The following is a 24,552-nucleotide window of genomic DNA, read 5'->3' as shown; positions in this document are numbered from 1 at the left end:
GGAGAGACGGAGGTCTCGGGTCGCAGGTGTCAGGTCTCAGGAAAACCGAGTGCCGGTCAAAATTGACAGTGAAATCGTTTGGTGCGATGGGATGGTCTCTTACCCGAGACCCTGGACCTGAGATCGGAGACCTGGGTTATTCCAGCGTTACCGCCTTCACCAGATTCCTCGGTCGATCCACATCCAGTCCCCGCTTGGCCGCTACGTAGTATGCGAAGAGTTGGAGCGGGACAATCTCCAGAATTGGCGATAACAACTCGGGCGCTTTCGGAATAAAGAATGTGTGATTGGCCAGCTGCGGAACCTTCGTGTCGCCTTCCGTGGCGATTGCAATGACGGTGCCGCCCTGCTTCTTGAAGCCTTCCATGTTGCTGACATTTTTTTCGTAACGCAGCACCGATCCCGCATCGTCAGGATCGCAAGTCGCAATCATCACCAGAGGAAGCCGATAGTCGATGAGAGCGTTGGGACCATGTTTCGCTTCTCCCGTGGGATACCCCTCAGCGTGAATATAAGAAATTTCCTTGAGCTTCAGCGCGCCGTCCATGGCAATCGGGTAATGGATGGCGCGGCCCAGAAACATGAAGTCTTCGACGCGATGGTAGCGCTCCGCCAGCTGTTCACACTGGTCTGCAGACGCCAGAATCGTTTCGATCTTTCCCGGCAACGCGAGCAGTTCTCCGATGTAGCGCTTGGCAACTTCCGGCGCTACCTTCTCTTTCACCTGCCCCAGGTACAAAGCAAACAGGAACAGGCAGGCCATTTGTCCGGTGAAAGCCTTGGTCGACGCAATGCTGACCTCTGGTCCGGCGTGAACGTAGATGACGCCGTCGGCTTCTCGGGCAACGGTCGATCCCTCCACGTTCGTGATGGCGATGATGCGCGACCCACGCTGCTTGGCCTCACGTAAAGCTCCGGTGGTGTCAGCGGTCTCACCCGACTGCGTAATAAATATGCTCAGCTCGGATGGCCCGATCATCGGGTTGCGGTATTCGAACTCGCTGGCGTAGTCCACATCCACCGGAACGCCCGCCAGTTCCTGCATCATGAACTGACCGGTCATGCCCGCATGCCGGCTGGTTCCGGACGCGACGATATTAATGCGCCGCACCGCCCGTAACTCTTCGCGCGGGATCTTTACTTCTTCCAGGTGCACGAGTCCCTGTTCACGCGAGATACGTGGCTCGACCGTCCGACGCAGCCCATCGGGCTGTTCGAAAATCTCGCGAATCAGGTGATGCGGAAACTGGCGCTTCTCAGCCATTGCTCTCCTTATTGTGTGGAACACTCCACGCCGCCGATAAAAGTTCGCAACACTTCGCCTGCCGGATTCAGAACGACGAAGTCTGCATCCGCACCCGCGGTCAGCACTCCTTTATTCGCTAGTCGCGCCACCCGCGCCGGATTTCGGCTGGCTGCCGCCACTGCCTGCGAAAGAGTCCAACCGGTAAAGCGCGCCAGGTTGCGGACCGCGTTGTCCATCGTAAGAATGCTGCCGGCAAGCTTGCCGTTCGCCATGCACTTGCCGCCCTTGACTTCAACTTCGAACGATCCCAGATGATACCGTCCGTCGGGCATTCCGGTGGCAGAAGTGGCGTCAGTAATGAGGACCGTCTGTTCCAGACCTTTGGCTCTGGCGACCAGTTTCACGATTGCCGGATCGAGATGCACACCGTCGACAATCATGTCGGCACTGACGCGACAGTCCGTCAAGACGGCACCGAGAATTCCAGGTCCACGATGATCCAACGGCCGCATCGCATTGAAAGTGTGGGTTGCATGGCGTGCGCCCGCAGCGATCCCGCCTTCCGCCGTGTCAAAGTTAGCGTCGGAATGGCCCAGGCTAACGCAGACTCCGCGCCGCGTTGCTTCGGCGATCAACTCCGCGGCGCCATCCAGTTCCGGAGCGATTGTCATCATCTTTATATGCCCGCGCGCCGCCTGCCAAAACCTCTCAAAGGTCGCGAGCGTCGGTGGCAAAAGATTGTCAGGCGGATGGACGCCTTTGCGCGCGTGGCTGATGAATGGTCCTTCAAGGTGAATACCCAGGGGGGACGCGCCGGCCCGGGAACGCTTTCCGCCCAGTTTGGAATGTTCAACGGCATGCGCTAAACGCTGTAACGCGCTCAGGGTCGCATCCAACGGGGCCGTCACCGTCGTCGGGTAGTAAGCGGTGACGCCATGCTGAGCCAGGAGATGTTCGATTGCGGGCAGGGCAGCCGGATTGTCGTCCATCACATCGAAACCGGCGCTCCCATGAATATGCAGATCGAGGTATCCCGGAGCGACTATGCTGTCACCCAAATCAACCAAGGTCGCAGCCGGCGGAACCGTTCGCGCTGCCTGGTTAGCAATCTCAGCGATCGTGCCATCTTCGACCAGCAGCAGAGGATGGTCCACATTCTCTGTCGGCGTGAGTAGCAATTTGGCGGTGAAAGCCAGCATATAAACGTTTTAATAAAGGAAAACGATGTGCTGGTCAAAAATTGTATCAGCCTTTGGAGTTTTCTCCAGCACGGTGTGGCTGGCATAGTCCGAGCCGGCATGGCAGGAAGGCTTAACGCACAGGATGTTATACTTAAGAACGCTGGAAGTCGCCGCGCCGTCCTGGCGCTGGCTGTTATCCTGCTTTTGTCGGGGAGTGGCTCAGCCTGGTAGAGCACCTGGTTCGGGACCAGGGGGTCGGAGGTTCAAATCCTCTCTCCCCGACCAATTACCTCAATCCCATCATTGAATTAGCAAGCTTCCTTTTGCCCAGTTTTCGGGAACTTGGGTCAACTTGGGTCGATTAAGCAAATCCTCGACCTTTTGTACCGCTGCCTTTGCATCCGCAGGGATCGAATGCAAGTAAACTTCGCGGGTGATTTCAGAAGACGAATGCCCGAGGAGTGCTTGCACTGTACCCAACGGTGTACCGACCGAATCAAGCAGAGTTGCGTTCGCATGTCGCAGCCAATGCCAGCCCACATCCTTCAATCCCAGCTTCTTGCACGTAGGCTTGAGCTGTCGATTGACGAGATTGTGCCTGTCGTACGCTGTTCCCGCTTGCGTGCTGAACACCAAAGCGTCTGGTTTCACGCCAGCTGGTCTACGAGCTGACAAAATCTCAACCGCTCTTGCGCCAAGGGGAATCGACCGCTTACTACGCTGACTCTTAGGCTCATCGAAGTGACCTTCGTAAACACTTTGAGTCACACGAAGCACACCGTGCTCTAGATCGACATCCCGCCAGCGCAAGGCAAGCAGTTCTCCGATCCGGAGTCCGGTAAAGACAAGCAGCCTAGCTAGTGAGGCACAAGGCTCCGGCAGAGCCTCCAGTAGTTCCTGAATCTTCTCAGGAGCGATCGGAGCTCTCGGCCTACCTGGTCCACGACGAGGGAACCGAGTTTTCCTTACGGGATTACTCTGAACCAGCTCATCTGCTTCAGCCGCAGCCATCACTGTCCCAAATAATGTTCGGAGACCTTTGACCGTCCGCCAAGACAGACCGCTACGAAGCTTCTCAGAAAGAAAAGTCTGCACCGCGTCGCGGGTGATGAGCCGAAGCTGCAACTCGCCAAAAGCTGGGTACACGTGAACCCTCAGCATGTATTGGTAATACTTCTTAGTCGAGTACTTGAGCGTGGGAAGAACCACCGGCAACCAGAACGTCTCCGCATAATCGCGAAGACTGCGTGACGAATTGGGCCGATGTTGCCCGCTGTTGATCGAACGCAGTCGGTCCGCGAGAAGCTGCTCCGCCTGCCGTCGAGTCGGAATCTCAGTGACCGTACCCAAGACTTCAGAGCGACGTACGCTTACCGTCGCTCCATCGGACCCGATCACATCCTCAGAAAAGCGTGCGACCCACACCGTCTTACGTTTACCTCTCTTGTAGATTGAACCGCGCTGGAACCTTCTTCGAGTCATTCATTCCTCCGAAATGACCCGCCCAGCTTGGGTTCTGCGTCGGCCACCAACGTAAACGTTGTATACGGCCTGCGCAAGCTAATTCCTTCTCGCTTTTTGAAGCCAATCTAGTACTTCCTGTTTGGAGAAGCGAAGGTACTTGCCGAGCTTCAGGTGGGGCATCCGGTCAAAGCCCCTACGGCGTGTGCGGTCATATACCCAAGAGACAGGAACTTTTAGCAGGTGGGCGACTTCGCTCGCTGTGAGCAGCCCATCGGAAGGGCAGTCTAACGATTGCTGAGACGGCGTATACGGCGTTTCCGGGTTCTGAACGGTATTAAAGGTCGTTCTCATGATGCCCCCTGGGCTACGAATCAGCGATCTTCTCTAGCTGCGCAAGCAGATTGTCAATGCGAGCTCGCAGCAGCTTACGCGCGCGCTTCTCGTCTTTGTCGTTAGCGAACAAATTGAAGATACTGTCGAGACTCTTGAGCTCTTTCTTTACTCCCCTGATCTCGGCGAGCACTGCTTGAATCTCAAACAGGACCCGGGCGTGATGGCGCAATGGCAAGTCTCTCTTTTTCAAAGTTCGAACAAGCTCAGAGAGATTTTCGATTCCCCCTTGGCGTCGAATGAAGATTTGGGCCCCACAGGGATAATTACAAACGAAGTATGGCTTCCCGTGCCGGTCCAGGCGCTTCTCTAGTTTTTGACCGCAAAGAAAACAGGGAATGCTCGTCATTGCTCCTCTTTCATTTCACACGGGGCAGCAGAATGATTCTTGATCGCTGTATACGCGGATTTAAGCGCGTCTTGCATGAGGGGCGATACTGCAACGTCGCAGAGTTCACGTATACAGCTCTCACAAAAGACAACAGCGGGCGAACACTGCTGACGACGTGGGCGGACACCCCTCGTTGAGATAACCGAAGCTACGGAATACTGAGCGGACTGCCCACAGCAACTGCATTTTGTTTCGTTCGTTCGTTTCATTTGTTTAGTCCTCCTTTGAGATAACCTACGATCAAAATTACGTGTCGAAGAGGGCTCGCCCCTCGCTCCGATGTTTGCGTATCGTTCATATAGTTCTCGATCAAGTTCGATCAGCCGTTGAACGAAGCGCCCGCTCCGTCGAGACTTATTTGTAGTAAGCGTGCAAGATTCTCGTGGGCCCACCCCTAAACTCCCGGTCGTCTCGTCCCGCCCCATACAATCTGACTGGCAATCGCCCATAAACCTTGCCACCGCCCCTTCGTCCTCGCGCTCCTGAGCTGTATACAGAATTCGAGTCACACGATCGCCTCGGTCGCGACATGCGAACAAGACCGACGCAAACCGAAATCGGCTCACAAGGGCACCTCCTCGGGAATCTTTTTCGTTCCCTGTGTCCTCCGCAGTTGCTCCAGATCGACACGGCCCTCTTTTTCAAGATCCTTCACGAGTTGCAATGCGCAGTTTTTCGGATAGGCTAGGCGTCCGTCGCAGCTGGGGCACAGAGGAGTAGGCGAAGGTTCGGCTTCAGGTCTGGTCTCTTTGGCGTTGTAGAACATTCCCATCGTGTGAACGCGCCGCACGCCGCTAAACGCGAGCTCTAATTCCGCCAATCGCTCGGGAGAATACGTCGAGACGTGCTTTGAGGTGTATTTGAGAGCGTGACCTAACGCCCGCGCAAAATCGGGCATCCCGTCGCGGAATGGAACAGGTTCAATAACGAAGCGATAGTCTTCGCTTTCTCGAACCTTTTTCCAAACTGCGGACACAAGCTTGAAAGGCAAGAATGGTCCCAGCCAAATTCCATGGCAATGAAGATTCGTGTTGTAGTCCTGCAGCTCCTTATTCCAACCGCCAAATTCATCGCACCAGAGAACGCCAAATTTGGACGCCTTAATGCCGAGCTGCTCGCATACCAACCGGAGAGTAGTGCGGACATCGTGATTGAATTGCCGAATCTCTTCGGCGGTCGGCATGCGACCGAGATTCTTAGTTGTAAAAGTGAATGTCGCTAGAACGACACTAGGCCGAAATCCATCGCGGCACATTGCGTTTTCTACGATGGTCTTGAGGCGAATGTATTTTGCAAACAGGCGGATGAAGATTTGATTGCCGCAATAGCGGCAATATCGGTTCCCGCAGTAAAAGCGTATATACCCTTTAAGACCGCAGTCGATACAATCCATAGGCCTTGCGATCACAGAGCAGCTCAGAAGACGGTTTGCCTTGCGCTCCAACGCCCGAATCTTGCGATTGAGCTTTCGCGCCAACCAGAGGTCGAAATTCTCTTCCGCTTCAGCACTGCCTTGAAGAAATTCCGCCAGCTCGCCCGCATTGTCGGGATTCCGCTTCAATGATTGGGCATACAGCTTCCGCTCCCTTGAGTTGTCAACCTGCGCCGCGAGTTCTTGCGCCATGCTTAGCAAATGCAGAGTCTGATGTTCCTGCTCGCTCGATGAGACGGCCTTGACGCTTGGGTCACCGTTATCCGCACGACCTACCAGTTCGGGAAGAATATGGTCGCGCCAAGAGAGAACCGGACGGGTACCCCGCGAGCCTTTTCCTGTACTCGCTTCGGACTTCTTGCGTGCGGGCGCGCTTATCTCGATAGGTCCAAAGAGACCCGGCTCGAAATTGTGCAGTGAGGAAACGTTCGCTTCGGCCTGCATCGCATTTGAAAATGAAGTCACTTATTCGCGCCTTTACAAGTAATAATCGGGGCTTACGCCCCGAACCCCAGACGGCTGCTTCGCAGCCGTCCCAGGGGCTTTGCCCCTGGACCCCAACCCAACTCTTTTGATCCTTACCGGGTGTCCGCATGCGTATACACAGCTGGAGGGTGGGGTCCCCGCCCGTATAAGTCGCGGGACGTGAGGTTGGGTATTCGCCACGTTGCCCGCACTGGATTCAGGAACCCCGCCCATGAATGGGCCAATTACGAAGGAACTAAGCTCCGCAGCACCGACTAGCCTCTCCCGACTTTTCGAATTAACATGCACAGTGCTCGCCGCTCCATCCGTGAATAGTGTGACCAAGTCCCGCTTACTCAACCCGACAACTTCCCGTAGAAAAACTGTCGCCTCAAAAGAAGAGAGGAGCCGAAGCCTGCACGCAATGTTGCTGGCATCCCTCCGATCTCTAAAAAAAGAAGTACGACTTCCCGAGACGGTGACAGGTGATCTTTCGTCATGGATTTTTCGCATACATGGTTTTGGAACCAATCCGCCCGACCAGGAAGCGAGGCCCGGCACTCCGCTCCTACCGAGCGAGGAGTCTTTAACAAAGTGGATGGCACAGATTGCAGGTCCAAAAACGGAGGGGAGAGGAACAAGGGCTGCGATAGCAAAGTTGGAGAAAGCCAATGAGACTCCAACAAGGCAGGAGTTGGAGCTTTTATACCGCGAGAACCGGCAGCAATTTGATCATCAGTTCAAACTGCAGGTCGGTAAGGTGAAGGATGTTGCCAATATTCCAGGCGGGCTTCCGGCGCTGGCCAACCTAGAATCTTTCGAGGATTTCCTGAAACTGCTGCGCGCAACCCGCGCCTTAGCGATGTGCCTAAGCGTGCACGAGACCCACCCTCTCTCATTAATTGCACGCGCGACCAGGGGCGATGGACGCGCCGTGCTGGACCTCATAAAAATTGACAAGCTTTTCTTGCATGACAGTTGCACCCAGCAGTTGATCAAGAAAGCGGAACTTCGAAATGACCACGCTTTCATGGAACAGCTAGCTAGAGCGCAAACTTACACGACAAGGCTATCCGCGCGAGAGATGCAGCGCCTCTACTTTTATCAACTATTCTTGATGGAGCAGGGAGGCATATCGCTACCGACTCAACATGAATTGTGGCGCGTCCTCGATCCGCAGGGGCGACAGTATCGCTCTCTCTCAGCTTTCGAAAAAGATTTTCAGCGGCGCCGGAGGGCCTTCGGGCGAATGCTCAACGACATGGATGCGGAAACCAAGACCTTGAAGCTCTAAGACACTACAAACCTAGTCGAACTGGACTCAATAGCTCCAGCTTTCGTGCGAGAGCGGCGCACGATTCAACTCATCCCGATAGACCCGCCACTGCGGCATGACCGTGTCCATCAATTCTCTAAACCTGTCGTTGTGATGCCGCTCCAGCAAGTGAACCATTTCATGCACCAGGATGTATTCGAGACAAGATAGGGGCTTCTTCGCGAGCTCCAGATTTACCCAGACCCTTCGCGCCGTAGCATTTGATGATCCCCAACGAGTCTTCATCCTCCTGATCCTGCAATCGGCGACCTTCACTCTAACTACGGGCTCCCATTTTGCAATCAACTCGGGAAGTTGACTTCGCAGTCGTTGTCGATACCATTGCTGAAGCGCCTCCTCACGGTCGCGCCGATCTGTACCGGGAGGGACGCTTATCTCCAGAGTTGTATTCTTTCTGGTCGCAATAGTTGGAGCCACGCTCTCTTCGACGACGTTTAGCCGATAACGTCGGCCCTGAACATAATGGCTCTCTCCGCTGACCATCTCGCGCTCGGACTGGCGATCTTGCTGGTCGAAGCCAGCTTGCCGCCGACGAACCCACCCTAGGCGGGCAACTACGGCCAGTCTCACAGCTTCGTCCGTCAGCCTGAGCGGAGCCGCGACGCGAACTCTTCCATTTGGCGGATACACGCCAAGGTGAAGGTTCTTAATGTCCTTTCGGACGATTTCAACCGGAACACCTCCAACTTCGATCTTGTGGCCCCTAGTACTCACGTTGCTTCTCCACAATTGCGAAGGTCTGATTCACGAGCTCGTCGTTTACACCCAGAACGGATTTGATCGCGGCTCGCACTTCTCGTTCCTTAAAACGATTCCCCCGCCAACCGTCTTTCTTGACATCACGAATCGCCGTATCTACCCGTACAGCGAGTTCTTCGTCTTTGCCAAGGTTGTCATACAAGGCCCTGCGCGGGCCTGTGTTGATTGCAGAGGGATACGACGATTCGCTCTCAGGCTTCTGCACTTTGTTGGCCAACTCCGCAACTTTCGCCAGATAGGCCGTGTAGTGCAGGGCCTTCGTTTTTCTTTCCCGGATCAGCGCTTCTAGGAGTTGCGACATCCGCTCGAAGTACTTCGGATTGACCGCGCGTTCATCGATGATCAGTTTGCGCACGTTGTTCTCGATTGCTTCAGCCATTGCCTCGGGGTTTGCCTTTAACCCTTCCGGCATATGTTTAACTGCGCCTTCTCCCTGTTCGGCGACCAGCTGGACGAGGGTCATATCGTCAAACGCTGAGAGTTTCTTACTTTCATCCGCCCTGATGTACGTGTCCAACAAGTGTCGCATGGCTGGTTCGTACATCTTCATATCGATATAGTCACCGCTGGACAGCTTTATTTCCTCTCGAACCTTTTCGAAATGTTCGACCTCAGCCTTGATGGCCTTAGCCTTTTCTTCTGTATAGCCCGCCTGACCCATTTCGTTTGCCAGGTTTGCATACGCACGCAGCAGCGCTCCCACGATCTTGTACAGCGCGACCCGCTTTTGCTCGTTCTCTTCCAATTCATCGCCATCGCCGCTGTTCTTCGCGCAAAAATAGTGCTGATAAGCGAGCGAATCCTTGGGTGCCTGAACGGGCTCACACAACGCCTTTACCGACTCTCGCAATTCTTCGAGTCGCTCTCTAGCCTTGGTCAGTCGATCCGTAAGCAGGCCCTGAACGTCTTCGGCGTCGTAGCCTTCGAATGCTTCCCCGGTATAGTCGTGGATTGACCGCTCCAGAGACTTAAATAAGTCTTTGTAGTCGATGACGTACCCGTATTCTTTGTCCTCACTGTCGAGTCGATTGACACGACAGATCGCCTGGAATAGACCGTGGTTTTCCATCTTCTTGTCGATGTAAAGATAGGTCGCAGGCGGCGCGTCGAACCCGGTCAACAACTTGTCAACCACGATCAACAACTTCATCTGACCCGGTTCCTTGATGAAGCGACTCTTAACCTCTTGCTCGAACTCGGCGACCTTGTACATCGCCGTTTCTTCTGGCTCGTCGAAGTGTTCGGCCAACATTTCGCGATAAATCGCATACTGCCGAAGCTTCTCGGTCATCCCCTCGCCGGACTCTTCTCCCTTGATGTCGCCAGGGGCGGGTTTATAAGAAGTGACGATTGCACATTTTCGAGCTAAGTCCGTTTTCTGGAACATCTCGAAGAAGCGACAAGCGTTGTAGATGCTGCTTGAAACCAACATGGCATTCCCGTAGCCACTCTTCAAACGGTCTTCTCTCTCCATGTCCATCAAAATGTCGCTAACAATCATCTTGAGTCGCGGTTCTGAGCTGAGCACCTTTTGCATCGTGCCCCAGCGTTGCTTGAGCTGTGCTCTCGCAGCGTCGGTCAGGCCGGAAGTCTTCAGATCGAACCATTCGTCAATCTTTTGCTGCGATGTGATGTGCTGATCGATGTCGCGGGCCTCATAGCGCAAGTCAAGCACCACCTTGTCGCGTACCGCCTCGTCGTACTTGTAAGTGTGGATGTAGGGACCAAATACCTCGATACTCTTCTGCTTTTCCGCTTTCAGTAGCGGCGTGCCCGTGAAGCCGATTAGCATCGCCCCCGGTAAAAGCGTCGTCATAGCTTGGTGCAGCTTCCCGGATCCCTTGTGCGTCCGGTGGCATTCATCCACAAAAACGAAAATGTCGCCCTTGGCGTAGAAATCTTTTGGCACGTGTCGGTGGATGTCTGCTAGGTACGAATCCACGTCCGGGTCATCCGATGCACCGAACTTGTGCACGAGTGAACAGATCAGCAGCTCTTCGCTCTTGTTCAATACATTGACCAGATCGGCTCCGCTCTTTGTGCGATAGATGTTCTCGTTGACGCCTTTGAAAACCTTTTCGATTTGGTCATCGAGGTCAATGCGGTCTGTGATCAGCAGAACACGAGCGTCTTTGACGTTCTCCCGAATCCACTTCGCTAGCCAGACCATGGTCAAGCTTTTGCCACTGCCCTGCGTGTGCCAAATGATGCCGCCCTCGCGGCATTTCACCGATTCCTGAGCGGCACGCACCCCGAAGTACTGATTGTGGCGGCAGGTTTTTTTTGCTCCCGCATCGAACACGATGAAGTCGTGAATGATCTCCAGCAGGCGATCCTTGCGACAAAGTTGGCTGACGGCTCGGTCGAGCTGGTTTTCAATCTCCGATGGTTCTTTCCAGGTCAGATAATACTTTTCGGCGGTTTCGATCACGCCGTAACGCAGGCCTTCGGTGTCGTTACCCGCCATCACTAGCTGCACCGTCGCGAAGAATGGCCGGATGAATTCCTTTTTTTGATTGTCGAGGTTCTGGCGAATGCCCTCGGCCACGGATACGATAGAGCGCTTCAACTCCAGCACGCCTACTGCGATGCCGTTGACGTACAGCACAAGATCGGGTCGTTTGTCGTGAACACCTCCGACCGTGACCTCCTCGGCAACAGCGAAGTCGTTGTTTATTGGAGTCTTCCAATCAATCAGCCAGATTGTTTGCTTGTTCTCGCCCGCGTCGGGCGCGACTTTCACGCCATAACGCAAAAGCCCGTAGACCTCCCGGTTGGCGTCGTAGAGATTCTTACTTCCGCCCAGCGCCTTGGCCTTTTCGAGTTCATACACTACTTTGCCGATGATTCTCTCGCTCTCTCCGTGACGCTTAAGCCAACGGCGGAGTAAATCTTCTTCGACGTTGCTGTTTTCCCCGCGATCTTCCCAGTTACCAAGGTAGCTGTAGCTAAGCTGTTCCTGGAACAGCCGGACGAGGCGCTTCTGAGTCTCGCGTTCTTTCTTGCCAACGTCACTCATGTGTTCACCTTGGGGCTCAAGAGGCGAATTCGTCCTGTGAGGAGGGCTTGAGTCATTCCTTGCTTGATGGCGGTAATCTTGTCTCTTCGATGCTCCGAAGCTGCGATCTCCAAGTCAATATCGGAGAGCACCCTCGTGATCGCTGTTTGCTCCTCGGGCGATGGTATCTTGAACGCCAATTTCAGAAGACTCGTCTTCGAGAGGTTGTACCTCGTAGCACCTTGAGCGAGTGAGTACAGCAATTGCCTACCTTCGTCGCTTCGAAAAAAATACGCCAAATAGAGACCGTTTTCCCTGGAGCCTTCGTTTAGCCGAAATCCGAAGCAGAAGCTGTTGAGATACACTCTGCGGAGATCGTTAAGTAACACCGCGCACATACCCACTTCCTCGGGCGTTTCGGACGATCCGTTGAAGAACAGATCACCTTTTTTCACTTCATGCTGTCCTTCAGTCTCTGAAACTCTTACCGGTGCAAGATAAGACGCTTCGATGACCACATTGTTCATGATATTCAAGAACGGAATGTACAGAGCATCTCCTGAGCCAAAATCCGCTTCGGTCTTACCAGTAAGTCCACCGTAGGTAGTTCCGAGCTGCCCGAGCTTTGCATAACGCCATCCAGTGCTGAATCCGGGCAGGCGTGTCTTGCCTGTAAGAAGTTGCTGCATGGTGGCCAACTTGATTGCGCGGTTCTTGACGATGACCTTGTCTAGTGCGCCGATCAGCCGATCCACATCTAACAACGCCGCCGCAATCGCGCGCTGCTCATCCAATGGGGGGCACGCAACGAGCAAATTGCGCATCTGGGCGACGTTGAAATGTTTCTGGGCTAGGCCGCCTTGGTTTCGAAGCACTTGATCTTTACCGAACGAAGAGTTGATCCACGCGGCAAGGAAATCTGGGTCGAGCGAGCTCGACGGTCGCGTTATGAGAACATCTATGCAATTACAACCCGAGAATGCAGGCGGGACGACGGCGCTCGTACCAGGATAGCCAGTTCGCACTGTAAGGACATCCCCGGCTCGCACCTGACTTTTGGAGAGCAGAGCGTTTGCTTCTGGTGAGATAAACACAAAATGGGACGAGTCCAGTCCACCAGCTCGTATGTTTGCTGACCGAAATGCTGGAACTCCCTGTGCTACGTAATACTGAGTCGGTCGAATGACGATGCCGACGGTGATCAATGCGGAGACTCGGGAGCATTGCTTTACCTCCCATTCTTTTGGGAAGATTCCGAGTTCAGTCTGCCTGTAACCGATTGGAATCGCGCCGTCCAACAGTTCGGGCTTTGTCTCGAATAACGCCTGCACCATACTCATGCGACAACCTGACCCATTTCTTTCAGATGAGCTTTTACCCTATCGCTCAGCTCGCTGATCGCGTTCTCCAGTTCAGAGAGTGTCACGATATAGCGCTCCTCCAATTCTTTAACACGGTCGGTCAAAGCCTGTGTCAGGCGTTGAATTTCATCCTTCATTGCGCCCTGTAATACCGCAAGCCACTTGTCGTCAACAACTAGATCCCTGATCTCTGAGTCGGTGAGTTTCGCATATTGGGTGAGGACTGAAGCGTCGAGGTAAGCCTGCGATTCTTTTACCGCCTTGCTTGCGACAGCCTCAGTCTCCATCAACTGAAGGCATCGAGTAAGCACTTTCTTCTCTTCTTCACTTTCCGCGTCGTTCTCTATTTCCCTGAGCCGTTCGCTGAGGCTGGCCTTCGTCAATGTGCCCTTGTCGGTTTTTCCGGCCTCGAGCAGACCCTCCTCTCCATTGTTCTCTTCTACGAACTCCTCCAGCGCGAGATCGGCGGCCTCACGCTTTAGCTCCAGCTGACCCACCTCGGCTTGTTGCGGCGCAAAATAGCGAGCGACGATCAGCTTTGGTGGAATTAGATCCATCTTGTACTTCTTGCGCTCGACCGTCAGATCGGGTGTCTCTCGGATGTTCTTCTCTTTGTTGTCAATAGCAAGTCGCGGCTTGGCAGCCTCAACCCAGCCGTCCGAGCCGATCAGGTAAACATCGTCTTGCATGACTCCAGTCCAGTAGTCCATAAGCCGCTGGTAAGCGTCGTAGTTGTCGAGCAGTGGCAACGGGCTGAACCGCTGTAACAAATCTTCCGACAATTTAAGAATGACCAACTTTGGCTTGGCGCCTTCCCTGAGCTTCTTGAGCATCACCTCATGCGCATTTCGCCACTCATCAAAGATCGCAGCGACCTTCTGCGAATATGCCGCGAACTCCGGGTGCCTCAAGATGGTCGGCTTGACCTTCTGCGTTTCTACTTTGGCACGGCTATAGCCTGCTCGGTCACCAGCTTCGAAAAGCTCCGCGCGCAATGAAGGGAAGACTTGCCAGTAAATACTCAGCGCGTCAACATCGCGGTTCGGAATTCCACCGTGCAGGTGAGCGTCCAGATCGTGCAAGTCTTCCAGCTCCGATGAATCGATGTATCGCGGGATGTTCAGGTTGTAATCATTAGTAGGGCTTGCGATTTCCGAAACCGGCACCATACGAGAATAGTGAGGCCACTCAAGCTGCCGGTTGAACACATCGACGATCTTGTGAATGTCCTGCGCTCGCAAGCGGTTCTTGTTGCCGTCCTTCACAAACGCCTTGCTCGCATCGATCATGAAGATGCCGGTGCGGGCGTGAGCATTTTCCTTGTCGATGACGACGATGCAGGCGGGAATGCCCGTGCCGTAAAAAAGGTTCGGGGGCAGTCCGATGATGCCCTTGATATAGCCCTGCTTGATCAAGTTGCGGCGGATGTCGGCTTCCTTATTGCCACGAAAGAGAACGCCGTGAGGAAGGATGATTGCGCCCTTGCCGGTGCTCTTCAGCGATTTGATTAGATGAAGCAGGAATGCGAAGTCCCCATTCTTGGTTGGGGGTACTCCATACTCGAACCGTTTGAATTCGTCGTTCGAGACATTTACGCCGTTCGACCAGGATTTCGCCGAAAACGGAGGATTTGCTACTGCGAAGTCGAAGGTTTCCAGACTCCCATCCTTCTTCTTAAAATATGGGGCAGACAGGGTGTTGCCTTTCCAGAGGTCTGCCGTCGCGTGGCCGTGCAGGAACATATTCATGCGCGCTAAAGCCCAAGTAGCGAGATCGTTTTCTTGGCCGTAAATCGACATTCCACGAGGCGCTTCATCGGCAGCTTTCAACAACAAGGAACCAGAGCCGCAAGTCGGGTCGTAAATTGTGTCATGGGGCTTCGTCTGGGGGCCGATACCCACGACCTTCGCCATGATTCGCGACACCTCGGCTGGCGTGTAGAACTGACCTTTGCTCTTGCCCGATTCGGTCGCGAAGTGCCGCATGAGGTATTCGTAGGCGTCGCCAAGCAGATCATCGCCTTCGGCTCGATTCGCGCCGAAATCGAGCGTTTCGAAAATGCCAACCAGTTTGGACAGGCGGTCAACCATCTCCGAACCCTTGCCGAGCTTGTCATCATCATTGAAGCTTGCTACATCGATCACGCCTTTCAGCCCGTTAGCTTCCGCAAGCTTGCTGATGATCTTGTCGATTCCCTCCCCGATGTCCTTCTTTCCCTTCAGAGCCACCATATCGGCGAAGCCCCCGCCCGCGGGAACCTCAATGGCACCGTCGGCTTTACCGGCGTACTTGTCTGAGACGTACTTCATGAACAGCAGAGTGAGGACGTAGTCCTTATACTGCGAAGCATCCATGCCGCCGCGCAACTCGTCGCAGCTAGCCCAGAGTGAACTGTAAAGCTGTGATTTCTTAAGAGCCATTGTTTCCCTTAGCGACAGTCAAGTCGAGGACGAGACGCCTAAGCGCCCCCATGTGATCAGCGTGGAACGAAAAGCGAATTATTGCATACCAGAGCCGCAAGAGCTTCACGCTTGACGCGTGGGAGAAAAGCAGCTGCGGGGCATATTACAATTAAGCTCCTCCATGCAAAGTTTTTGAGTCGTGGAGCCTCAATTTGGTGCATATTGTGTAGGTGAATACGTTGATCGCATGAACAAAGAGCTCATATTGCGCATCGTGAGAAGCTTTCGTACTAGAGACGAGAAAACATTCCTGTCGAGTGTGAGGCAACTCATCCACTCCGAGAGGAAACAAGGCCATACCAAACTAGCGGATGAGCTACAGAGATTGCTATTGAGCTCCCTAGGGTCTCCTCTTGGCCGCGACAGTGCTGATAAAGCAATAACCGATGCGGTACCGCGAAGCAAAGCTGAAGGAGTGCCACTGATTGACGTACGGCGGCCCACCAAGTCTCTGGACGACATCGTTTTGCGAGATGAGACTAATTCGCGTATCAACAGGTTTCTCCATGAGTTCGCGAAACGCGAAGTACTAGCACGATACGGATTGGTTCCCAAGCTCAAGCTCCTTTTTTTTGGTCCCCCAGGCAATGGAAAGACCCTCTGTGCTGAAATCATCGCTGCCGAGATGCAGCTACCGCTGCTCTACGTGCGCTTCGACAGCCTTATCGGGTCTTATTTGGGGGAAACGGCCTCTAATCTGAGGCGGGTCTTTGACTACGCGAGAGCTGGCGTCGGAGTTCTTTTCTTCGATGAGTTTGACGCCATAGGCAAACATCGTGATGATCGAAACGATGTAGGCGAGCTAAAAAGAGTAGTGAACAGTTTCCTGCAGCTACTGGATAACTATGATGGACGAGGCCCCATCGTTGCGGCAACGAACTACGAGAACCTACTAGACTACGCGCTTTGGCGACGTTTCGACGACGCTGTTTATTTTCCCCAGCCCAACGAAAAAGAATTAGAGCAATACCTCACAATGCGACTTGGCGGCTTCAAACTGGAAGGATTCAATATTCGTGATGCAGCCTCTTGGTGCTTAGGGTGTTCGTTCTCCACTGTCAATCGCGTCGTTACAGATTCCGTAAAGACCATGGCCCTCGCTGGTGAAATCCTCATAACGAATGGCATGTTCCGAGATGCCCTTGAGCGCGCTAGGGCAGCTGATCTCCATCGTCTTGAGAGAGTATCGAATCCTAGCGTTTCTTCATAAATGCCGCATATAAGATTGCCTCGGTTTAGCGACGAAGAGCGCCACGCCACGGCCCGAAATAGGGCGCTGCCCGCTCGCAATCAAGCGCAACACGGAGCTTTACTAAGACGAGAACTCACTGAGGCGGTACGCGACTACGAAGCCGCGAGAGCTAATCGTCCAGCCGACTTGCCACCAATCCCCGACAAGGTACAGCTCGTTCTTAAAACCGCCACAACAGCCTCTGGTAAGCCACTACTTGAACGCGAAGAAATCCCCAAGGGTTGGAGATTAGAAGTCATAGAGCAGCGACGCGACGGCTCTTTGGTCATGCTTTCTCGCGATCCTAACGTTCAAGCACTGGACGCCGCAATTGAACATTTCAGACTCGATGATCGCACACCAACCGGACGCCGCAAGCCGGGTGTGCGTCCTGTATTCAACTTGGAGGAAGTCACACCCGCGCAAAACATCGACAAGATGGGAGATGAGCTTGCGTTGACACCCCTTGACCCCGTCGCGAGGTATTTCGTGGACGTCGAAATCGCAGCGGGACGCGAAGCGGAAGAAGGACAACAGCGCCGCGATGCGTTCAATAACTATTTGCACCAAGGCGGAGCTCAAATAGTGGGAAACGGTCCTCGAATCGGGAATGATTATGCTGTGTACCGAGTACAAGCTTCTGGCGTTTTAATTGCGGACCTGTTGAATTCGCATCCGCTTGTCACCTTCGTCGATTTGCCGCCAGTTGTGGAACGAGAGGGGATGGAACTTCACGATATTCCTGAGCCGAACCTCCCCAATTTTCAACGTCCGGCCTTAGGCGACCCAGTAGTCACCGTTATCGACTCCGGAATAATTCCGCAGCAACCCCTAATTGAGCCTGCGGTTCGAGATCAGAGACACCGATCGTTTATCGGGGGTACGACGCTCGAAGGAGGTCGAGATGGGCACGGTACCGCAATAACAAGTATTGTTGCCCTGGGCTCGCTGCGAGAAGCCTTACTTCGGCCGCGCGATCCTAGTAAGCCAGTGCGTGTCCTCTTGGCTAGACTCCTCGATGACCAAACTTCAGTGCCAGACACTGCCGTCGTCCACGAGATCATACCCTCTATTACGACCTATGCCTTGGAGGAGCACAATTCGCGTGTCCTCAACCATTCCATCGCCAGTCGCGCCCCGTACAACAAAGCGAGGATGTCAGTTTGGGCCGAAACCCTCGATGATCTGACGTTCGACAATGGCGGGAACGGGTTTCTATTCATTGTGTCCAGTGGCAACATTGACGGCCAGATCACGCCAACGCTTGCTCAGGTCGCCCAGTGGACAATAAACCCGGGACATCCCAACTACATATTGGAAGACAGATGTCGTCTTAGAAATCCATCACAAGCGATAAGCGTGATCACGGTAGGCGCATACGTTCCCACCGCCGTCGCGAATTTCCATCAGGCGCAAGCTTTCGGCTACAGACCTGTAGCACAAGACAGTTCGCCATCCCCATTCACTCGGAGTGGTTTCGGGTTCCTTAACGAAATAAAACCTGAGGTGGTGGAAGAAGGTGGCAACTGGTATGTAGACGACGGGAACCGGCTGGTAACGACAAGACCGCAGTATAGCGATGTCGCGGTTGCGAACGCCTTCTACGCGACAGAAGGCCGCCTAGTTCGTTTTGCAACCGGGACCAGTTACGCAGCCGCGAGAGTCTCTCATCTTTGCGGTCGCATCGCAGAACAGCTTCCCAATGCCTCAGTTGATCTAATTAGAGCGCTGATCGTTGGTAGTGCTATGTGGCCCCAACGACTGAACAGCGTGTCGGAGACCGCACGAGTTTTCGGTTATGGTGTTCCCAAGGAGGAACGTGCGCTCAGTCCCGGAGCAGAACGTTGCCTCATAATAATTGAGGATGAAATTCGCATCGGACACGCACAATTCTTCCGCATTCCCTTTCCGACGAATCTGTTTGAAGCAAATCCCGAAATTATGCTCCGCGTCTCTGTGAGCCTCAGTTATCGACCTCCGGTTCGCAAAACAAACGCCAAGTACCGCGGCACTATCCTGGAATGGAGTTTTTCGAAGCGAGACGAGACCTTACAACAATTTCGCCAACGATGCGCTACGAAACGCTCAGACGAGGACGACGAACCTGCTGAAGAACAACCTATAGGCGATTGGAACTGGACAATCGGCAAGCGGTTAAGAACACGCGGCACCGCCCAAAAAGACTGGTTTGAGGCAACAGCCGCAGATTTCGCGGAAGAACTATACCTGGCGGTGGTAGGGCGCCGAGGCTGGCTCTCGAAAGAAAAACAAGATGAAGGATTTCTACAGCGCTACGCAGTAGCTATTTCGATAGAAGTAATCGGAGCCGCAATCCCTATTCACGAAGAGATCGAGGCACGTGTTCGAGTTCAAATCCGCCCCTAGTGCGCTCCCAAACAGCAACAAAAACAATGGGGTCAAACTTGGGTCAATATTTGGGTCAATTACCTGCCGAAAACAGGGTAAAACCGTGGTCTGTGACGCAGAGCCAAGCTAAGCGAATCAATGAGATAGAACTTCGTTAACTTCTTCGGGACCAGGGGGTCGGAGGTTCAAATCCTCTCTCCCCGACCAATTTCCAATCAACCATTTGAGGAAGATAGAGAAGATTTCGCTGCGAGTCTTTTGTCGCGTGCATCCTCGCTGTGCTCACCCAGCCATCCTTACGGCTCGCGCACCGCAACAGCAAGATCTAGAACCTGCGCGCGCTGATGGGTGCCCTTCGGCGTAAGACCCTGGTCTTGCCATCAGGTCCGACAACGACGTCCGGTCTGGCCCCCGAAAAAATCGTAGAGACTGATGTTCCTCAACCTCGCCATAGAAAGAATTCGGCGATCCAATCGCTGTCGTCAAGAGCCCGCGCGAGCCTAACCCTTTTGAGTTTTTGCGTGACTGCATCAGGCGCAACGGTCCGGCAGTTCAAACCTTAATCGCATTGCCCATCGTGACGAGGTCACATGCAAGAGTGACCTGAGTCACCGCCCGATTGTTATTGCTGTTCGACAATCGCGGCCATCGGGTTGGGGCTGACAAAGACTTTCATTTCAGGTTTGTATCAAGGAGAACGCTATGCGGCGCAAGTATTGGACAGCCGGAGCGGCTGTTTTTGTCTGGGTATTGGCAGCGGCGTCTTACAGCCATGCTATTCCTGCCTTTTCACGTCAGTACGGTACGTCATGCAGTACCTGCCACGTGGATTTTCCGAAGCTGAACGATTTCGGGAAGGCATTCAAAGACGGCGGCTTCAAGTTTCCGAAGGACGACGAGACTTTCATGAAGATTCCGCCGGTCATGCTCGGCGCGCCCGCTCAAAAGGACAATTGGCCGCATAGCATCTGGCCGGGTACGATCCCCGGCTTGCCGCCGCTTGGTTTCCGCTACTCCACCTTCTTCCAGGTATTGAGCAAGAACCGGAACAATTTCAATCGCCAGTTTCCAGGACAGGTTGGCCAGTTTATCCCGCGAACCGACTTTCAGAACGGGACCTTGAGTATCTTCATGGCTGGAAATTTCGGGAGCGACGTCGCCTTTTGGATTGACGACGATCTTGCCGTTGGCGGCTCGGGTGCCGACGGTGGCATGGGGGATGCCTACCTGAAGTTTGTCAACGTGGGCCGCTTTCTAAAGCTACCCAAGGATTTACTGAATCTTCGTATCGGACAATTTGAGCTGGACCTGCCCTTCAGCCAGGCACGCACCTGGAATCTCAGCGGTTGGGACATCTTCGATCAACCTAACATCGGGACTGGAAGCGATTTCGTCAACAACGGCTTTGCGATGGCCAACGCCGCCCAGGGAATTGAATTCAGCGGTGGCCACACTTATGGCGGTTATCACTATTCCCTCGCGCTGGTAAACCAGAATACGAGTGGGACGGTTGCCGATGGAGCCAATGTCGGTCCCGGTGGCGACGCGTTCTCCTCCGACTCAAATTTTAAGGACCTGTACGGCCGCTTTAGCTACCGCCTCAACCTGGAGCGGGATAAAGAAAGCCGCGAAGGGATTCAGGCCGCTGGCGCAACCGGGCCTCGCGACCACACCTACATCGACGTTGGCACCTTCGCCTTCTACGGACGCTCCGTGCAACGGATCACCGCCGGCGATACCGTCTTCACGGCGCGAGAACCGTTCTACCGGGTGGGTGGTAATTTCACCTTCAACTACCGCAACTTTAATCTCCTCGGCTTGTACATGTACGGTCACGACAGAAATCAGATCATCGTGGATGCACCATCGCCCTTCGCCGCCGGGCCGTCGATCCACTTCGGCGGCGGATTTTTGGAAGCAGACTACCTTGCCACTCCCTGGATGATGACGATCCTGCGGTGGGACAACGTGAACTCAGCTTCCGACCGTCTGAATGGAGAGGATGGAGGAGGTTTCTTCTCCCCGTTCCATTCCACCCGACAACGCATCACGCCGGGCATACAGTTTCTGATTCACGCCAACATCAAGGCGGCGTTTGAGTATCAGATACGGCCAGAACAGATCGTCATCAATCCTGATACTGGCGAGCGAATTACCGGCCCCTTCCGCACCAACTCCGCTGTAGCGGGACTGGACTTTGCATTCTAGAAAACCTAGCCCAGGGGAGATTCCATCTCCCCTGGCCATTCCCTACGAGGTCAATAATGAATAAGAATCTTGCCATCATGGTAGTTCTGGTCGTGGCCTTCTCGGTTAGTGCCTTTGCCGGCACAATCAGCGGGAAAGTTTCCGGAGTGGCGGGCGAATCCGCAGTTTACGTCGACGCAATCGCAGGCAAGACGTTCCCCGTACCGGCGGAGCATCCAGTGATCGATCAAAAAGGGTTGCTCTTCCAACCGCACATCACGGTCGTTCTGGTTGGGACCACAGTCGATTTCCTGAACAGCGACAAGGTTGCCCATAATGTTTTCTGGCCTTCCGTCATGCAGGGCGGAAAGAAGTTGCCAGGCAAGAATCTGGGAACATGGCCGCAGGGTGAAAAGCGTCCGTTCAAGTTCGACCAGGCAGGCGCAGCGGCGCTGTTGTGCAACGTCCACCCGGAGATGTCGGGATATGTGGTGGTAAGCCCCACTCCTTACTACGCGATCACTGACAAGAGCGGCAATTACAAAATCGAAAACGTTCCCGACGGCCAGTACAACGTCGTCGCATGGCATGAAGGCGCCAAGAGCCAGACGAAAGCCACTGCGGTCGCTGGCGACGCCAAAGCCGATTTCACCCTAACCAAGTAAAGACTCGCGAGGAGAGCTGACCAGACGTCAGCTCTCCTTACTCTTTTTCTACACCGACTCCGACAACGCCGAGCACAAGTTCATGCTGAAGCGCTTCATCGACAAGCGGGTGGACGAAGATTGGTTGCATACCAATTTTCCCTGCATGATGGCGTGTCCCGCACACACCAATGCGGGCCGCTATGTCGGGCTGATTGCCGAAGGTCAATTCGAAGAAGCTTACAAATACGCCCGCGGACCGAACCCGCTGGCCAGCATCTGCGGACGAGTCTGCGCTCACCCGTGCGAAACGGCGTGCCGTCGCGGCCAGATCGACAAGCCAATTTCTATTCGCGCATTGAAACGATTTCTGACCGAGCGCTACGGCCCGGAATCAAAACACCATATTGACGTCAATGCCGAGCGAGTCTCGGAGAAGCTTCCCTTCAAGGTCGCAATTATCGGAGGCGGCCCGGTCGGGCTCTCGGCCGCGCATGATCTTGCCCTCATGGGTTATTCGGTCACGATCTTCGAAGCTGCGCCAGTGGCCGGTGGCATGCTCTATCTCGGCATCCCCGAATATCGACTGCCGCGCGATGTAATCGAAGCACAGGTTCGCGAAATTCTCGCCACCGGTGACATCACTCTCAAGCTGAATCAAACTGCAGGACGCGATTTCCAGATCGCCGATCTGCGCCAGCAAGGATTCCACGCCATCCTGATTGCAATTGGTGCGCATCGCAGCCGCGATCTGACGATTCCTGGCGTGGATCTCGATGGCGTGCACCGCGGCGTGGATTTCCTGCTCAATGTGAATCTCGGCTACAAATTCACCATCGGCCGCAATGTGCTGGTCATCGGCGGCGGAAATGTCGCCATGGACGTCGCCCGCTCGGCGGCCCGCGAAGTTTTGCGTCAGCATGCCTCCGGCGTCGAGGAACTTGCGCCCTCCGATGACAACGTCAACGCCGTCGCAACCAAGGAAATGGTGGACATCTCCCTCTCCGCGTTGCGCATGGGCGCTCAGGAAGTGCACGTGGTCTGCCTGGAAGGCCGCGACGAAATGCCGGCTGCGCTCGAAGAAATTGAAGAAGCAGAGATGGAAGGCGTAATCCTCCACGCCGGATTTGGTCCCAAGCGGTTTATCGGCAAAGAGGGTAAGGTGGTCGCGCTCGAGTGTCTGAAAACGAAATCGGTATTCGATGAAAATCATCGATTCAGCCCGGCCTTTTACGAAAACAGCGAAACCGAAATCGAATGCGACACAGTCATCATGGCGATCGGCCAGACCACCAAACTCGATTTCCTGCATCCGGAAGACGGTGTCGAAGTTTCACCGCGGGGTCTGATCGCGGTGAATCCGCATTCGTTGATGACCTCCTCTGCCGGAGTATTCGCAGGCGGCGATTGCGTATTCGGCCCTCGCCTGATTATCGACAGTGTCGGTGACGGCAAGCGCGCCGCCATGGGTATCGACGAATTCCTGCGCGGCGCGAAACATCCTGAGCCCGTCATCGAAGTGACCGATCTGAAACGCCACACCATGCCGCAAGAATTCATGGACCTGATCCGGCAGCCGATCCCGATGTTGCCGCTCGACCGCCGGACGGGGATGACGGAAGTAGAAGAAAGTTACGACGAGCAATCGGCGATGGTCGAGGCGCAACGGTGCCTGCACTGCTGGGTCAACACGATTTTCGAGGGTAATGCCGACGATAGGTCGATTTGCATTCTCTGCGGCGGGTGTGTCGACGTCTGTCCGGAAAACTGCCTGGAACTCGTCACGCTCGATCGCTTCGAGTTCAGCGCAGAGACACTGGAACACCTGTCGGTTAACAGCGCGCTCTATGAAGCCGAACTGCCCGATATCGCGGTCGAGGAGCTCGCCCAAGGCGTTGGGTCGGTAATGATCAAAGATGAAACGCGTTGCATCCGGTGCGGCCTGTGCGCAGCGCGTTGTCCCGTGCAAACGATCAGCATGGAGTCCTATAACCTGCTCCCGGCTGAGTCGACAGGCCTGATTTCGATCGAAGCGATTGACGCGCCACTGCGCGCGCAACCCGCCATACCTGCGGGCGTTCGGAAGTAGTCACGGCACGACCACGCTGTTCGGGGAAGACGTTGCAGAGGGAAACATGGCAGAGGAAAAGAAAAACCAGGATCGAATTCAGGGAGCGGCGGACTCCAGCATCGACCGTCGCGAGTTCTTCGTGAAGATGGGACTCGGTTCGCTCGGCATTGCGGCCGCCGGTACGGCCGCTTTCGGCTACCAGTTTCTGTCGCCAAATGTGCTCTATGAGCCGTCTCCGATCGTGAATATGGGCCAGCCGGCAAGTTATGCACTCGATTCCGTCACGCTCGATGTCGACGCACGAATATTTGTTGTGCACGGAGCGGAGGGTTTCTTTGCACTGAACGCCGTGTGCACGCATCTCGGCTGCCTGACCGCATGGAAACCGGAGATTGACACCATCGCGTGCCCATGTCACGGCAGCAAGTTCACTCGTGAAGGCGTCAAGAAAGAAGGGCCGGCGCCCAAGCCTCTGCCCTGGCTGCGGATGTGGCTGAGTGAGGACGGCGAATTGATGGTCGACCGTTCTACCGAAGTCCGCGCGCTGCAGTTCGTGAGGGTTTAGTG

At 54.5% G+C, this 24,552-nt stretch carries 17 protein-coding genes and 1 tRNA gene; 8 read left to right on the top strand and 10 right to left on the bottom strand.

All coding sequences use genetic code 11. From position 1 onward, the window contains the following. Positions 1-136 precede the first annotated feature (136 nt). Both HY010_17675 and nagA read right to left on the bottom strand, forming a co-directional pair. Entirely contained in the window at positions 137-1,264 is a 1,128-nt protein-coding gene (locus HY010_17675; GenBank protein ID MBI3477565.1) for an isomerizing glutamine--fructose-6-phosphate transaminase, read from the bottom strand. A gap of 8 nt (positions 1,265-1,272) precedes the next feature. Further along, the gene (nagA, locus tag HY010_17670; GenBank protein MBI3477564.1) at positions 1,273-2,445 is read right to left on the bottom strand and encodes an N-acetylglucosamine-6-phosphate deacetylase; all 1,173 of its coding nucleotides are present in this window, start codon (positions 2,443-2,445) and stop codon (positions 1,273-1,275) included. A gap of 190 nt (positions 2,446-2,635) precedes the next feature. On the opposite strand from nagA, the gene HY010_17665 reads away from it, so the two are divergent. Further along, a tRNA-Pro gene (locus tag HY010_17665) sits at positions 2,636-2,712 on the top strand. Between the two features lie 15 nt (positions 2,713-2,727). On the opposite strand, the gene HY010_17660 is transcribed toward HY010_17665, so the two are convergent. From HY010_17660 to HY010_17645, 4 genes are all read right to left on the bottom strand, one after another. Then, positions 2,728-3,909: a site-specific integrase gene (locus HY010_17660; GenBank protein ID MBI3477563.1), complete on the bottom strand. Its 1,182-nt coding sequence runs from the start codon at positions 3,907-3,909 to the stop codon at positions 2,728-2,730. A 78-nt stretch (positions 3,910-3,987) separates the two neighbouring features. Continuing rightward, entirely contained in the window at positions 3,988-4,242 is a 255-nt protein-coding gene (locus HY010_17655; protein MBI3477562.1) for a helix-turn-helix domain-containing protein, read from the bottom strand. Positions 4,243-4,255: 13 nt separating this feature from the next. Continuing rightward, entirely contained in the window at positions 4,256-4,474 is a 219-nt protein-coding gene (locus tag HY010_17650) for a hypothetical protein (GenBank protein ID MBI3477561.1), read from the bottom strand. Positions 4,475-5,234: 760 nt separating this feature from the next. Beyond that, positions 5,235-6,569, bottom strand: coding sequence for a hypothetical protein (locus HY010_17645; protein ID MBI3477560.1), 1,335 nt, complete (start codon positions 6,567-6,569; stop codon positions 5,235-5,237). A 598-nt stretch (positions 6,570-7,167) separates the two neighbouring features. On the opposite strand from HY010_17645, the gene HY010_17640 reads away from it, so the two are divergent. Further along, the gene (locus HY010_17640) at positions 7,168-7,863 is read left to right on the top strand and encodes a hypothetical protein (protein ID MBI3477559.1); all 696 of its coding nucleotides are present in this window, start codon (positions 7,168-7,170) and stop codon (positions 7,861-7,863) included. A gap of 27 nt (positions 7,864-7,890) precedes the next feature. On the opposite strand, the gene HY010_17635 is transcribed toward HY010_17640, so the two are convergent. Genes HY010_17635 through HY010_17620 form a run of 4 tightly spaced genes read right to left on the bottom strand, consistent with a single transcriptional unit; the run spans position 7,891 to position 15,443 of the window. After that, complete coding sequence (locus HY010_17635) at positions 7,891-8,619, bottom strand: M48 family metallopeptidase (protein MBI3477558.1); 729 nt, start codon at positions 8,617-8,619, stop codon at positions 7,891-7,893. Beyond that, positions 8,609-11,683: a type I restriction endonuclease subunit R gene (locus HY010_17630; GenBank protein MBI3477557.1), complete on the bottom strand. Its 3,075-nt coding sequence runs from the start codon at positions 11,681-11,683 to the stop codon at positions 8,609-8,611. Before HY010_17630 ends, HY010_17635 begins: the two co-directional genes overlap by 11 nt. Further along, positions 11,680-13,002, bottom strand: a complete 1,323-nt coding sequence (locus tag HY010_17625) for a restriction endonuclease subunit S (GenBank protein ID MBI3477556.1) — start codon at positions 13,000-13,002, stop codon at positions 11,680-11,682. The genes HY010_17630 and HY010_17625 overlap by 4 nt, the downstream gene beginning before the upstream one ends. Next, the gene (locus HY010_17620) at positions 12,999-15,443 is read right to left on the bottom strand and encodes a type I restriction-modification system subunit M (protein ID MBI3477555.1); all 2,445 of its coding nucleotides are present in this window, start codon (positions 15,441-15,443) and stop codon (positions 12,999-13,001) included. Before HY010_17620 ends, HY010_17625 begins: the two co-directional genes overlap by 4 nt. Positions 15,444-16,029: 586 nt before the next feature. Between HY010_17620 and HY010_17615 the strand changes: the two genes are divergently transcribed. The 6 genes from HY010_17615 (at position 16,030) to HY010_17590 (ending at position 24,550) form a co-directional block, all read left to right on the top strand. Then, positions 16,030-16,695: an ATP-binding protein gene (locus HY010_17615; GenBank protein MBI3477554.1), complete on the top strand. Its 666-nt coding sequence runs from the start codon at positions 16,030-16,032 to the stop codon at positions 16,693-16,695. Between the two features lie 168 nt (positions 16,696-16,863). Then, positions 16,864-19,101, top strand: a complete 2,238-nt coding sequence (locus HY010_17610) for a S8 family peptidase (protein ID MBI3477553.1) — start codon at positions 16,864-16,866, stop codon at positions 19,099-19,101. 684 nt (positions 19,102-19,785) lie between these two features. Continuing rightward, entirely contained in the window at positions 19,786-21,291 is a 1,506-nt protein-coding gene (locus HY010_17605; GenBank protein ID MBI3477552.1) for a hypothetical protein, read from the top strand. A gap of 56 nt (positions 21,292-21,347) precedes the next feature. Further along, the gene (locus HY010_17600) at positions 21,348-21,935 is read left to right on the top strand and encodes a carboxypeptidase regulatory-like domain-containing protein (protein MBI3477551.1); all 588 of its coding nucleotides are present in this window, start codon (positions 21,348-21,350) and stop codon (positions 21,933-21,935) included. Between the two features lie 82 nt (positions 21,936-22,017). Then, positions 22,018-24,003 carry an FAD-dependent oxidoreductase gene (locus HY010_17595; protein MBI3477550.1) on the top strand — a complete coding sequence of 662 codons (1,986 nt, stop codon included), beginning with the start codon at positions 22,018-22,020 and terminating at the stop codon, positions 24,001-24,003. Between the two features lie 46 nt (positions 24,004-24,049). Beyond that, complete coding sequence (locus HY010_17590) at positions 24,050-24,550, top strand: ubiquinol-cytochrome c reductase iron-sulfur subunit (protein MBI3477549.1); 501 nt, start codon at positions 24,050-24,052, stop codon at positions 24,548-24,550. The last annotated feature ends 2 nt before the right edge of the window (positions 24,551-24,552 follow it).

Source organism: Acidobacteriota bacterium, assembly GCA_016196065.1.
Taxonomy (GTDB): domain Bacteria; phylum Acidobacteriota; class Terriglobia; order Terriglobales; family Acidobacteriaceae; genus Acidiflorens.
Note: the sequence above shows the minus strand (reverse complement) of the source record. Positions and strands in the feature narration are given on the sequence as shown.